This is a genomic window from Brevibacillus centrosporus, assembly GCF_046622605.1.
Classification (GTDB): Bacteria; Bacillota; Bacilli; order Brevibacillales; family Brevibacillaceae; genus Brevibacillus; species Brevibacillus centrosporus.
The window spans coordinates 4,788,593-4,802,160 of record NZ_CP176856.1 but is presented as its reverse complement, the minus strand read 5'-3'; the positions used below and the strand labels follow the sequence as shown (position 1 = coordinate 4,802,160).

Genomic DNA, 13,568 nt, shown 5'->3' with positions numbered 1-13,568 from the left:
TCAGGACGCAAGCCTTTCCTGTTTCCTCGTTATTTTTTCGGCACGGTTACCTGCACGACTTTTTTCGTCTCATTGCCTGCTGCATCTTTTGCCACATACGTGATCGAGTAAATGCGCGGTGCATTCTTTTTGCCTGACCCAGTCCGTTCTGCGCGGAGCAGGAACGAGGTGTCTTCTGTACCGTAATCCGCTCCTTGAATATCATCCGGGTTCATATCTGCTTCGTTGCTTGTGATGGATACCAGCTCTACGGAATGAAGCCCAGACAACGAATCGTGATACTTTAGCTTCACCTGGATGGGAATCAGCTCGTGGTTGACGGGCCACAGTTTGGATTTGTTGACCGATACGTCAAGCTTTGGGGCAGTCTTGTCAATTTTCAGCTCGAGCTTTTGCGGTTCTTCTCCATTGCCTGCAAGATCGGTGCTGCGGTACTGAATCTGGTAGATGCCCTCTTTTTTGACGGAAACGGCTTTTTTATAGCGCTCCCATTTTTTCTTGGTCAGCTGGTACTCGGTTTGTTTCACACCGGATTGATCATCTTGGGCAGACAGTGTAAAGGAGACGGATTGATTGAACCAGCCTTGTTCAGAGGGCGTGCATTTCTCGCATAGCTGCAGTGTGGTCACCGGGGGCGTGGAATCCTTTTGCTTTCGGACAATGGCCCCAAATTCTACTGCTTTGGAGGTGTTCCCTTTGGTGATGGTTGCCTTCAGGGTGACGGACTCTTCGTCTTTCTTGGGGGGAGATATCTCCCCGGTTGGGGCAATCACGTCAGGCTTGCTGGACCACCAAGTGATCGTTGTCCCGTTCATGCCTGCGGTGGGAAGATCCACTCTGGGCGGTACGTATTCCATATAGCTCATCGTCTCTTGCAGCCATGTGACATCTTGGTTGACCGCTTCCTCATCTTCTGGAGAATAATCGGATGCATGTACGGTCGCTTCGATGGAATCGCTGGGCAAGAAGCCGGGAGTTTCCGCTGTGAATGCCAGTTGGTCACCTTCTTGAAGGGATACCCCTTCGGCCAACGGAATGTTGAAGAACTGGGAATCGTCGTCGTTGACGTACGTGATGCCTTGGGCTACCGTTTCGTCATCTCGTGTGATGGTTACGAGAGATTTCAAACCGTACAGAACTTCGCCGCGGATTTCACCGCGAATCTGGGTATCCTTTTCTTTGATAGGTGTCAGTTTGGTAGGAGGAGTGGTTTTGGTAGAGGAGGTCGGCTGCACTTCGACTGGGACTGTGTAGGTTTTTTCTTGGGTAGGATCGTAGATTTGGAATGTGATGATGTCCCCTTTATGAAAGAGGGACGTATCGAGGTAGGTTTGGTAGCCCCAGGTGGAGCGGCGATCTTCTCCGTAGGTGGTAACCGTGGCTAGCAGCGTGTCGCCTTTGCTGATCGTAATGGTCAACCAGCTGACAGGTGCGGACATGTGGAAGAATTTGCTGTTCTCGTAGAGTACGGGCTGGTAGGGACTGTCCTCTTGCTCGGCTGCCTGAGCCACACGGATGCCTCCACCAAGTGATAGCGCAAGCAGCAGGAGACTTACCCAAAAATGAAAAAGCCTTATTCTAACCCTCATAATTCCTTCACCCTCTCTTTGGTTTACAAATCTTTGATATAGTTCTTTCAAAACAAAGAAAGACCTTCCTTATTTTGTAAATTTATTAAAATACCCCCTCCAAGCGAGAAGGAAATATGACTTTTGTCCTGACTGCTCAGAGGGGCTTTTTGTACAGTAAGAATTTATAAGATTCTTAGTCAGTATAAGGGCAACTAAGGCTCCACCTAAAAGCTTGGCGGAGCCAAGTTTTCTAACCATCTAGCCTTGCAATTGCATTAATATTTGCGGATCCTTGATCTTCGGATCTTCGTCGAGGAAGGGCAGGAAAAGGCGTCCACGATGCTGCATGTGCACCGTGATAATGTGCAGGGCACCAGTGGCCTGCTTGAAGACCATGCCACTGCCCAGATGAACCGCGAACTCTCCCAGGCTTCCTTCGATGCGAGCATAGTTGCCATCGATACGCACGTTGCCAAGCTTCAAAAGAAGCAGCGATTCCGAAACGATGACGCGGCGCATTTCATCGGTTGTCAGGCTCGCTTCCGGATCGACGCCGCCGACATGGGCCACGCTGACCACCAGATCGACATCACGCATGACTTCTGAGAAAAGGACGAGAGGAATTTTGCTCAGCTCCATGTTCTTGTAGGTCGCGCGGGGACAAATTGAATGACCTCAAGGGTAGGCGCTTCCGTATCCGAAGGGGAGAACCAGTCCGCCATGGCATGTAGACTGGCAATCAGATTTTCGGAATAAAAGACCTTTTGCAAGCCTTCCTCATAGCTGGCTGTCCACTGTCTGCCCTCTAGGAGAGCGACTGTTTTCTTCGGCTGCACCTGATAACCCGCATAGCGGCGTGAATGTGTGGCGTGGGCCAATTCATCCGCATTCGGCAGGTACAGCTCGCAATATGCTTGCTTAAAAGAAACAGGAACTTATCTCGTATTTAAGGCAATACCAAATCTATCAAAGTGATGGTCAAATAAGTTTCATAACATTAAATTATGACCTTTTTCTTTATAACGCATTAAACTTTGTCGGGTTCGCCTATTATAAGCAATTCCTGACCGATAGCCGCATGTGGGCTGCCCTGTACAATACGCTCGTGCTGATTCCATGGTCCACGAAGGCGAAGGGCTTATGCACCCAATCAGGAGTGACTGCCAGGCACTTTGGCCAATCGTATGGAAGGTGAAATGAGCCAGGAAGCAGAATATATACCTGATAAACAAGTAGTGAGGGGAAGGGTCAAACAACATGGAACCAATCGTAATCGCAGCCATTTTAGTGCCGAAGGAAGGCCTCGAAGAACAATTGTTACAGGAACTCCAAAAGGTACAAACAGCTTCGAGGGCGGAAGCCGGTTGTATCAGGTACGACCTTCACCAGTCTCTCGACAACAGTACGTTTGTCCTCTATGAAGTATGGAAGGACAACGAAGCAGTAGATAGCCATATCCAGTCAAGCCATTATCAAGAATATCGTGCAAATATCGCCGATATCGTAGCAACGAGAGAAGTGCATAAGCTCAAAACAATCAACTAACAAGCAACACCGCCATCTTCTGAATGGCGGTGTTTTTCTATGTACCGGCTTGACGGATAACATCGACCAACAGATAGTGTCTAAAATAACTTAATTTTCAGACTAATAGTGTCGTTGCTTGATATTACGGCAGTCCATTACGATAAGGACAATATCAACGAACCTACCTCTCTCATATTAGAACGCAATAAAAGGAGGGATACGTTCCCTATTATTTCCTGCGTTTCATTTTACATTCAGGTATGAAAAAACGATTCAAAATGGGGGGATTGTACGAAAATGATGAACGGAAAAGAATATTTAGACAGTCTCAATGATGGTCGAGTGGTGTATTTGAACGGTGAGAAGATTGAGGATGTCACTTCTCATCCCGCATACCAGAATTCTGCCAGATCGATTAAACGCATGTACGATGCCTTGCACGACCCACAAACCGCTCCTGCATTGACGACAAAAACAGAAGATGGACACCTTACGCACAAATTTTACAAAGCACCTAAGAGTGCAAAAGAGCTGCTGGAATCGAGGGATGCGGTTGCGGAATGGTCCAGATTGAGCTACGGCTACATGGGGCGGACCCCTGACTACAAAGCGTCGTTTACCGCACACTTGGGTCCATTCGCGGAATACTACAAAGGTTTCGAGAGCAATGCGAAGAGATGGTATGAGAAATCGGTGAAAGAATTGCCGTTCTGCAACCACACGCTGGTCAATCCTCAAATTGACCGCTCCAAACCGCTTCATGAAAACAAAGATGCATTCGTTCGCGCAGTAGCCGAGCGTGATGACGGGATTATTGTAAGCGGTGCCAAAATGGTAGGAACTGCAGCAGCGCTAACTCATTATAACTTCGTCTCCAACTACGGTGCGACCGATCTTGGGGATGGCGACACAAGCCATGCACTGATCTTTTTTGTCCCGATGAACGCGCCGGGTCTGAAAATGATAAGCCGCCAATCCTATGAATTGTCAGCAGCAAAAAATGGAACACCCTTTGATTATCCGCTCTCCAGCCGCTTCGATGAGAATGACGCCGTGATCGTCCTCGACAACGTGTTCATTCCTTGGGAAGACGTCCTGACCTACAAAAATGTAGAAGTCACAAACAACTTCTTCGTCCAAACCGGCTTTTTCAACCGCTTTACCCTTCATGGCTGTACCCGTTTCGCAGTTAAACTCGATTTTATGGCAGGTCTCTTGCTGAAGGCGACGGAGATGTCTGGCACCAATCAATTCAGAGGTGTTCAGGCGAATATCGGTGAAGTGCTTGCTTGGCGCAACACCTTCTGGGCACTCTCCACAGCCATGTGCTCCGAGGTGACCATGGGACCAAATGGGGTCGTCATGCCGGGAACGAATGCAGGAGCATCCTACCGTGTACTGGCGCCAATGGTCTGGTTGAAGGTTAAGAGCATCTTCGAACAAGTCGTCGCAGGCGGGTTGATTCAATTGCCGTCGAGCGCGCATGATTTTCAAAATCCTGAAATCCGCCAGTACCTGGACGTTTACTATAAAGGTTCTGGAGTGAGCGCGGAAGAACGTGTGAAGTTGATGAAGCTGGTTTGGGATGCGATCGGGAGCGAGTTCGGCGGCCGCCACGAATTGTACGAGGTGAATTACGCCGGCAATACCGAAAACATCCGTCTGGAAACATTGAAAATCATGGACGCTACCGGCCAATCCGCTAAATTCAAAGCGTTTGTGGAGCAAGCGATGGGTGACTACGATCTGAATGGCTGGACGAACAGCAATTGGGTGAACGTCGGAAAAGAGGAGCTGGTACGCTGATGGACGATCGGTTGTTTCGCACAGCTATGGGCAAATTTGCCACGGGGGTCACAGTCATAACCACCGAGTTTGAAGGAAGACCCTATGGCATGACGGCAAACGCCTTTGTTTCGGTCTCATTGAATCCCAAGCTTGTGCTTGTCTCTGTCGGTTTGCATGCACACATGCACAATCGGCTCCAGCAGACAAAGCGTTATGCGGTCAACATTTTAGCGGAGAATCAGCAAGCGTTGTCGGCCCTTTTTGCCGGTCAAAAGAAAGAGGAGACGGAAGTCAAATTCGATACACTCGACAGCCTGCCCGTACTTCAGGGAACGATCGCGACGATTACGTGCAACGTGGTCGCTGAGCATCTGGCGGGAGATCACACATTGTTCATCGGGGAAGTAACGGAGATTCGATTGAATGAGGGCGAGCCTTTGCTGTTTTCACAGGGAAAATACCGCGAGCTGGCGACTCTGCAAGAAAATCCAACGCATTGACGAAGTCGCCAGAAAAAGGAGTCCATTCATTTGAAAACCGTGCACATAACACATTGTCCAACCATTTCATTCACTGATGCTGAACCTTGTGTGATGGCACTTGGCTTTTTCGATGGAGTTCACCATGGGCATCGCGGTGTGATCCATTGCGCGAAAAGGCTGGCGAGGAAACGTAATGTTAAGCTGGCTGTCATCACATTCTTTCCACATCCGAAAGAGGTGCTGGGCAAGGGAAGGGTGGTTGTCGAGTATTTGACACCATTTTCCAAAAAGGAAAAGCTGCTGGAGCAACTGGAGGTAGACATCCTCTATGTCATCCGGTTCGATCGGGAGTTTGCCAGGCTTCCATCCAAGGAATTTGTGGAACGATACATCATCGGTTTGCAGGCGGAGCATGTGGTTGCCGGTTTTGATTTTACTTATGGATATCAAGGCCAAGGCAACATGAGCACCATGGAAGTGGAAGTAAAGGGGCAGATACCTGTCACGACCATACCGGAGATCGAATGGGAAGGAAGGAAAGTGAGTTCTACCTTGATCCGGGAACTGCTGAAAGCAGGATGTGTAAGTGAGATCCCTCAATATCTTGGAACGTATTACGAGACCAGAGGAACGCTGTCCAAGTTTACTGGGGACGGAAGACAGCATAGAAGCGTCATTGCTGAAGTTGTCCCAGACCCAGGCTACACGCTGCCTGTAGAAGGAAGCTATGAGGTAGAAGTAGCGTATGAGAATCAGCTCATTCATGGAATCGCTTCCATCGTAAAACAAAGGAACCATATCCACAAACTTCGGATTGAATTGCACGACTTCCCGAAAAGCATGCATGGGGAAACGCTGCAAATGAAATGGCTGAAAAAGATTTGAAAAACGAGGAGGAATCAAGCATGTCCAAGGAACCGATTTTTGATGTCGCCCAACTTGCCCACGTAGAAATTTATTCGCCGAAACCGGATGAGACCTTGTGGTTTTTCAAGGAACTGCTGGGGATGGAAGAAACGACCCGTCAAGGGCAGTCGGTCTACCTGCGCGCCTATGAAGACTTTTACCACCACACCCTGAAAATTACGGAAGCGAAGGAGCCGGGGATGGGGCATGTGGCCTGGCGGGCGAGTTCCGAAACGGCGTTGGAGCGCCGGGTGCAGGCGCTGGATGCCAGCGGATACGGACAAAAGTGGATCGACGGGGATCTGGGCCACGGGGCGGCGTATCAGTTTGTCACCCCCGACGGTCACCAGATGGAGATTTTGTGGGATGTCGAATACTATCAGGCTCCCGAAGAGAAAAAGAGTCAACTGCTGAGCCGGCCACAGAAAAAACCGTTGCGCGGCGTACCCGTTCGTCGCCTGGACCACGTCAACCTGCTGGCCAGCGATGTCACGGAGAACCGCAGCTTCCTCATGGATCAGCTCGGCTTCCGGCTACGGGAAAACATCGTGATGAACAATCAAAGTGAAGCGGCGGCTTGGTTGAGCGTGAGCCCATTGGTCCACGAGCTTGCCTTCATGGGGGATCAGCTGGGCGGGCGGGGACGGCTGCACCATCTTTGCTACTGGTACGGGTATCCGCAGCATCTGTCCGACATTGCCGATATCTTCACGGAAAATGGGATCAAGATCGAGGCTGGTCCCGGCAAGCACGGGGTGAGTCAGGCCTACTTCCTGTATGTGGTCGAGCCCGGTGGAAATCGCGTGGAGCTGTTCGGGGACGCCGGCTATCTGATCTTTGATCCGGCGTGGCAGCCCATCACCTGGAAAGAGGAACAGCTGGAAAAAGGGATCATCTGGTACGGTTCACCGCTGCCTGCCGAGTTTTTCATGTACGGCACGCCCGTCATTGAACCGGCCAAGGTGTAGCAGTCGATTGACTCTAATCCGCCAAAAAGCGAAAACCAAGACAGGGGGAGATGAAAATGGAACAGAACAAACCGTTTACCGGCAAGGAGTACCTCGACAGTCTGGATGATGGCCGTGAAATTTGGCTCAATGGGGAGAAAATAAAGAGTGTAGTGGATCACCCGGCGTTCCGAAACGCGGCTCGCTCAAACGCACGGCTGTATGATGCACTGCACGATCCGAAATATCACAATGTTCTGACGACAGAAACAGATACGGGAAATGGTGGGTTCACTCATAAGTTTTTCAGGTCCAGCAGAACAGCGCAGGAGATGCTGGAAGCACGTGATGCCATCGCAGCCTGGGCGCGGCTTAACTATGGATGGATGGGCCGCAGCCCAGATTACAAAGCCTCCTTTCTCGGAACGCTCGGAACCAATCCTGAGTTTTACGGACAATATCAAAATAACGCTCGCCGGTGGTATAAGGAGGCGCAGGAAAAAGTCCTGTTCTTCAACCATGCGATCGTCAATCCACCAGTCGATAGGCACAAGCCGATTCACGAAGTAGGGGACGTGTTTGTACACGTAGAGAAGGAAACGGACGCTGGTTTGATCGTGAGCGGTTCGAAGATGGTCGCAACAGGCTCGGCTCTGACCAACTACAATTTCGTAGCCAACTACGGAAATACACCGGTTCAAAAAGAGGAATTCGCTGTCGCGTTGGTTGTCCAGATGGATGCACCAGGAGTCAAACTGCTGACTCGTCCCTCGTATGAGCTGAAAGCAGCAATGACAGGAAGTCCGTTTGATTACCCACTTTCCAGCAGGATGGATGAAAATGATGCGGTACTGATTTTTGATAAAGTGCTCATCCCATGGGAAAATGTAATCGTCTACCGGGATCTGGAAACGGCAAATAACTTCTTCCTGAAATCTGGATTTCTGCATCGAGCCCTGCTCCAAGGTTGTACCCGCTTTGCCGTCAAGCTGGACTTCCTGACAGGTCTGTTGTTGAAAGGATTGGAAACAACCGGCACGATCCAATTCCGTGGCGTGCAAGTAAATGTGGGGGAGGTGCTGGCATGGCGCAGCTTATTCTGGTCGCTCAGCACAGCCATGGCTACGGACCCTGATCAGGGTACGAAAGGCACTGTGCTTCCCAATTTTGATGCGGCGCTCTGCTACCGGGTCATGTCTGCGATCGCCTATCCGAAGGTAATGGAAATTATACAAAACATCATGGCCGGCGCATTGATCGTACAGCCATCTAGCGCTGAGGACTTTAAAAATCCGGAGCTGAGACCGTACCTGGATAAATTGTACCGCGGATCGAATGACTACGATGCACTTAGCAAAATTAAGCTGATCAAGCTGCTCTGGGATTCAATCGGTAGTGAATTCGCCGGTCGCCATGAGCTGTACGAGCGAAACTACGGCGGCAATCACGAAAACAGCCGCTTGGAAATTTTACTCGACGCGATGGCAAAAGGCAGCGCTGCCGGATTCAAGGAATTTGCGGAACAATGCATGAGTGAATACGATCTGGAAGGCTGGACAGACCCTACCTGGATCAACCCGGATGACGTGAACCGAGTGAAAGGCTACTACGATAACAAAATGACATCGCCCCAAGCCTAACAAGATTCTAGCCGACTCTGTTCACCTGGGAGCCAGCGAGTTTCCCGATCTAGGCATGCGCCGCGTGACCTTCAGCGATCTGGAGGGGGACCAGTTGGTGCTTCTCGAGCTATTGGACGAAAAAGCGTTGATTTCTCATTTTACCATTATCTCATCGGCAAACGATAAACGGTCACGGAGTCTCAGCGTCTCAGCGTGGACTCCGTGGCAGAACCATTCAGCAAGAATGGGTGGTTGGCCTTGCGATTGTAGCGTAGCCATGAAATTTTCATGAGGGGTGCATATGGAATGAATCTTCCATTTACCTATAAGCTTCATACCCCATCACAAATGGAACCGGGTAAGAAATATCCAGCTGTTTTTGCGTTGCATGGCATCGGGTACAACGAAGAAGACATCTTGGCTTTGGTAGAGGATCTGAAAGAGGATTTCATTCTATTGGGCGTCCGAGGCCATCTTCCCTACGAAAATGGTTATGCCTATTACTATATGAAAGAATATGGCAAGCCAGAGCGCGTACGATTTGATGCCAGCATACAGCTGCTAACGAGCTTTATCGATTATGCATCCTTTACTTATCCGATCGATCCAGCAAAAAGATATTTGATAGGGTTCAGCCAGGGCGCAGTCCTGAGCATGTCCCTTGCCTTGGTTCTAGGAGATGCCATCCGAGGTGTTGGGGCCATGCATGGCTACATTCCAGCTTTTGTGAAAGACGAATACCCCCTCAAACCCATTGCGGATACTTCCTTCTTCCTTGCCGATGGACAATTCGACCCGATTTTCCCCGTGACGATCGGTCGTGAAAATGATGAATACCTGCGGCAGCATTCTTCCTCCGTAACCTATACCACATATCCAGTCGGGCATGAAATATCTCCGGAAAATCAACGAGACCTAGTCAAATGGCTGCATCAAGACTCATTGAAAGGTGGTGAAGCAAGTCGCGGAGCGTCGTAAGCGGATGGATTGTCTTCCTATACAAAAAAACAATTCAGAATGATTGAAAAACGAGGAGGAATCAAGCATGTCCAAAGAGCCGATTTTTGATGTCGCCCAACTTGCCCACGTAGAAATTTATTCGCCGAAACCGGATGAGACCTTGTGGTTTTTCAAGGAACTGCTAGGGATGGAAGAAACGACCCGTCAAGGGCAGTCGGTCTACCTGCGCGCCTATGAAGACTTTTACCACCACACCCTGAAAATTACGGAAGCGAAGGAGCCGGGGATGGGGCATGTGGCCTGGCGGGCGAGTTCCGAAACGGCGTTGGAGCGCCGGGTGCAGGCGCTGGATGCCAGCGGATACGGACAAAAGTGGATCGACGGGGATCTGGGCCACGGGGCGGCGTATCAGTTTGTCACCCCCGACGGTCACCAGATGGAGATTTTGTGGGATGTCGAATACTATCAGGCTCCCGAAGAGAAAAAGAGTCAACTGCTGAGCCGGCCACAGAAAAAACCGTTGCGCGGCGTACCCGTTCGTCGCCTGGACCACGTCAACCTGCTGGCCAGCGATGTCACGGAGAACCGCAGCTTCCTCATGGATCAGCTCGGCTTCCGGCTACGGGAAAACATCGTGATGAACAATCAAAGTGAAGCGGCGGCTTGGTTGAGCGTGAGCCCATTGGTCCACGAGCTTGCCTTCATGGGGGATCAGCTGGGCGGGCGGGGACGGCTGCACCATCTTTGCTACTGGTACGGGTATCCGCAGCATCTGTCCGACATTGCCGATATCTTCACGGAAAATGGGATCAAGATCGAGGCTGGTCCCGGCAAGCACGGGGTGAGTCAGGCCTACTTCCTGTATGTGGTCGAGCCCGGTGGAAATCGCGTGGAGCTGTTCGGGGACGCCGGCTATCTGATCTTTGATCCGGCATGGCAACCGGTCACCTGGAAAGAAGAACAGCTGGAAAAAGGGATCATCTGGTATGGTTCGCCGCTGCCAGCCGAGTTTTTCATGTACGGCACGCCCGTCATTGAACCGGCCAAGGTGTAAGCGTGGGCTGAACGCAAAGCTTGCAAAAACAGATAGACAAAGGAGGAAGCAGGGGTGAGGTGCTTCTGCTTTTCCTCTGAACAAAATTAAATGGGGATAGGGAGTGGTCGAAATTGGGTGAACAGGGAAAATTTATGGAAGCTGGCGGCATCATGACGCATTTTCATGAGGAAGGACGGGGGGAGCCGATTTTGCTGATTCACGGTTCAGGGCCGGGGGTATCCGCGTGGGCCAATTGGCGTCTGGTGTTTCCCCTCTTGTCGAAGCATTATCATCTGTATGCGCCAGATGTCGTCGGCTTTGGATATACAGAGCGGCCAAAGGAAATCCAATACTCAGTTGATCTATGGGTCAATCACATGATTTCGTTCATTGAAGCAAATGACCTGCCACAGCTCTCCATCATCGGAAATTCCATGGGGGGTGCGCTCGCCCTTCATCTCGCCCATCGAAGGCCTGATTTGGTCAAAAAACTGGTGTTGATGGGCAGTGTCGGCATTTCTTTTCCCATTACGAAGGAGTTGGATGATGTCTGGGGATATACGCCGAGTTTTGAGAACATGAAGCGTCTGGTCCGTACTTTTTCCAGTGATCCATCCATGGCGGATAACGATGACCTTGTAGAGCTGCGTTATCAAGCGAGTATGCAGGAAGGGTTTCAAGAATCGTTCTCTGCCATGTTTCCGGCGCCTCGTCAGCGGCACGTCGATGCGCTTGCATTGAGTGAAGAAGCCTTAAAAGGGATCACGAGTCCCGTTTTGCTGATACACGGCAGGGAAGACCGCATCATTCCCATCGAACAAACAAGCTGGAAGCTGGCACAATTGTTGCCCAATGCACAGTTGCATGTTTTTTCCCAATGTGGACACTGGACCCAGATTGAAAAAACAAAACCGTTTTGCGAACAGGTAATTCAATTTTTCCAGCAATAGGGGACTCGTCTCCAGCTTTTAATACCCTAGGGAATCAAAAAGTGGAAATGGCGAGAATCAGACGGGAGCGGATGTGAAATCAAATGGCAAGAATCAATCATGTAAAGATCGCCGATCAACTGCTGGAAGCGCAGCGCAATGGGAGTACGCTTGAACCACTGACGACAACCTACCCCGAAATTTCGGTCAAAGACGCCTATGAGATTCAACTCGCGCAGATCCAGGCCAAAGTCGCACAAGGGGCAACCGTTGTCGGAAAGAAAATCGGATTGACCAGCGAAGCCATGCAGAAGATGTTTAACGTCGCGACCCCTGACTATGGGCATTTGCTGGATTCGATGATGCATGTCGATGGAGATACCATTTCTCTCGAAGGATTGATCCAGCCCAGGCTGGAAGCGGAGATTGGGTTTGTTTTGCAAAAAGAGCTGCGAGGTCCCGGCATCACCGCCACTGATGTGATGGATGCCACCGCATATGTCATACCCGTGTTTGAAATCGTGGACAGCCGCATTCGTGACTGGAAAATCAAATTTGAGGACACGGTTGCGGACAATGGTTCCTCCGCTCGGGCGATCCTCGGCGGCAAGCCGACCTCGCTGCATGATTTGGATCTGCACCACATCGGCATGGTTTTTAGCCGAAACGGAGAGCAGATCGCAACCGCAGCGGGTGCAGCCGTCATGGGAAATCCCATTCACGCTGTCGTTTGGCTGGCGAACGCGATCGGTGAGTTCGGCATCCCGCTCAGAGCGGGCGAAGTCATTTTATCCGGTGCCCTAAGCGCTGCCGTACCCATACAAGCCGGTGATACGTATTCCGCTGAATTCGCCCATATCGGGTCAGTCACTGTCAAGTTTGGAGAGGGGAAGGATACAAAAAAATGAGCAAGGTCAAAGTTGCGATCCTCGGTTCTGGCAATATTGGCACGGACTTGATGTATAAAATCGAGCGAAGTGAATGGCTGGAGGTAGGTGTCATGATTGGCATCGATCCTGAGTCGGAAGGACTGCGTCGGGCACGGGCGCACGGCTATCACGTGATCGAAAATGGGATCGAGGGATTTTTGGAACGACCGGAGCTGGCGACCATCGTCTTTGATGCGACTTCAGCGAAAACACACATCCGCCATGATTCAATGCTGCGAGCCATCAACAAGCAGATCATCGATTTGACACCGGCAGCAAAAGGACCGTTCGTCGTACCTTCCGTCAACCTCGGCGAACATCTGGATTCGCCCAATGTGAACATGATTACGTGCGGCGGTCAAGCGACAATCCCGATTGTACACGCGATCAACCGCGTATCTGCAGTGGAGTACGGTGAGATCGTGGCCACCGTAGCCAGTAAAAGCGCCGGTCCCGGGACCCGGGCCAACATCGACGAGTTTACCAGAACGACTGCACGAGGAATTGAGATCATCGGCGGGGCGAAAAAAGGAAAAGCGATCATCATTCTGAATCCGGCAGAGCCGCCGATCATGATGCGTGACACCGTCCACGCCCAGTTTTCGGAGAAAGGGAAAGAAGAGGAAATCGTAGACTCCATACATCAAATGGTCGCTTCCGTGCAAACGTACGTGCCAGGCTATCGACTGATCAGCGACCCCGTTTTCGAAGGCAACCGTGTGACCGTCTTCATTGAAGTCGAAGGGGCCGGAGATTTTTTTCCTCCTTATTCCGGAAATCTCGACATCATGACAGCAGCTGCGACGAAGGTTGCCGAAGAATTCGCCAAACAGAAAACAACGTTACGGAAGCCATAAGGAATGGAGGGAGA

At 50.7% G+C, this 13,568-nt stretch carries 12 protein-coding genes and 1 pseudogene; 11 read left to right on the top strand and 2 right to left on the bottom strand.

Going from position 1 to position 13,568, the window contains the following annotated elements:
- Nucleotides 1–29: 29 nt before the first annotated feature.
- Nucleotides 30–1,589 (bottom strand): OmpL47-type beta-barrel domain-containing protein, encoded by a 1,560-nt coding sequence (locus ACLIN2_RS24190; protein ID WP_411502384.1) that lies wholly within the window; start codon nucleotides 1,587–1,589, stop codon nucleotides 30–32.
- 240 nt (nucleotides 1,590–1,829) lie between these two features.
- A pseudogene (locus ACLIN2_RS24185) lies at nucleotides 1,830–2,494 on the bottom strand (DUF4132 domain-containing protein); the annotation flags it as partial.
- A 334-nt stretch (nucleotides 2,495–2,828) separates the two neighbouring features.
- Here ACLIN2_RS24185 and ACLIN2_RS24180 point away from each other — a divergent pair.
- From ACLIN2_RS24180 to ACLIN2_RS24130, 11 genes are all read left to right on the top strand, one after another.
- Nucleotides 2,829–3,116 (top strand): putative quinol monooxygenase, encoded by a 288-nt coding sequence (locus ACLIN2_RS24180; RefSeq protein WP_411502383.1) that lies wholly within the window; start codon nucleotides 2,829–2,831, stop codon nucleotides 3,114–3,116.
- Nucleotides 3,117–3,395: 279 nt separating this feature from the next.
- Nucleotides 3,396–4,904, top strand: coding sequence for a 4-hydroxyphenylacetate 3-hydroxylase family protein (locus ACLIN2_RS24175; RefSeq protein ID WP_092272600.1), 1,509 nt, complete (start codon nucleotides 3,396–3,398; stop codon nucleotides 4,902–4,904).
- The gene (locus ACLIN2_RS24170) at nucleotides 4,904–5,386 is read left to right on the top strand and encodes a flavin reductase family protein (protein ID WP_092272597.1); all 483 of its coding nucleotides are present in this window, start codon (nucleotides 4,904–4,906) and stop codon (nucleotides 5,384–5,386) included. The genes ACLIN2_RS24175 and ACLIN2_RS24170 overlap by 1 nt, the downstream gene beginning before the upstream one ends.
- A gap of 39 nt (nucleotides 5,387–5,425) precedes the next feature.
- Nucleotides 5,426–6,253 (top strand): riboflavin kinase, encoded by an 828-nt coding sequence (locus ACLIN2_RS24165; protein WP_411504591.1) that lies wholly within the window; start codon nucleotides 5,426–5,428, stop codon nucleotides 6,251–6,253.
- 20 nt (nucleotides 6,254–6,273) lie between these two features.
- Nucleotides 6,274–7,242, top strand: coding sequence for a catechol 2,3-dioxygenase (locus tag ACLIN2_RS24160; protein WP_411502382.1), 969 nt, complete (start codon nucleotides 6,274–6,276; stop codon nucleotides 7,240–7,242).
- 56 nt (nucleotides 7,243–7,298) lie between these two features.
- Entirely contained in the window at nucleotides 7,299–8,861 is a 1,563-nt protein-coding gene (locus ACLIN2_RS24155) for a 4-hydroxyphenylacetate 3-hydroxylase N-terminal domain-containing protein (protein ID WP_309599983.1), read from the top strand.
- Nucleotides 8,862–9,149: 288 nt separating this feature from the next.
- A complete protein-coding gene (locus tag ACLIN2_RS24150; RefSeq protein WP_092272588.1) occupies nucleotides 9,150–9,821 on the top strand; it encodes an alpha/beta hydrolase in 672 nt (223 codons plus the stop codon).
- Between the two features lie 67 nt (nucleotides 9,822–9,888).
- Nucleotides 9,889–10,857: a catechol 2,3-dioxygenase gene (locus ACLIN2_RS24145; RefSeq protein WP_092272585.1), complete on the top strand. Its 969-nt coding sequence runs from the start codon at nucleotides 9,889–9,891 to the stop codon at nucleotides 10,855–10,857.
- Nucleotides 10,858–10,970: 113 nt separating this feature from the next.
- On the top strand, nucleotides 10,971–11,789 hold the full coding sequence (locus ACLIN2_RS24140) for an alpha/beta fold hydrolase (RefSeq protein WP_411502381.1): 819 nt from the start codon (nucleotides 10,971–10,973) through the stop codon (nucleotides 11,787–11,789).
- Nucleotides 11,790–11,872: 83 nt separating this feature from the next.
- Entirely contained in the window at nucleotides 11,873–12,676 is an 804-nt protein-coding gene (locus ACLIN2_RS24135; RefSeq protein WP_411502380.1) for a 2-keto-4-pentenoate hydratase, read from the top strand.
- Entirely contained in the window at nucleotides 12,673–13,554 is an 882-nt protein-coding gene (locus ACLIN2_RS24130; protein WP_411502379.1) for an acetaldehyde dehydrogenase (acetylating), read from the top strand. Before ACLIN2_RS24135 ends, ACLIN2_RS24130 begins: the two co-directional genes overlap by 4 nt.
- The last annotated feature ends 14 nt before the right edge of the window (nucleotides 13,555–13,568 follow it).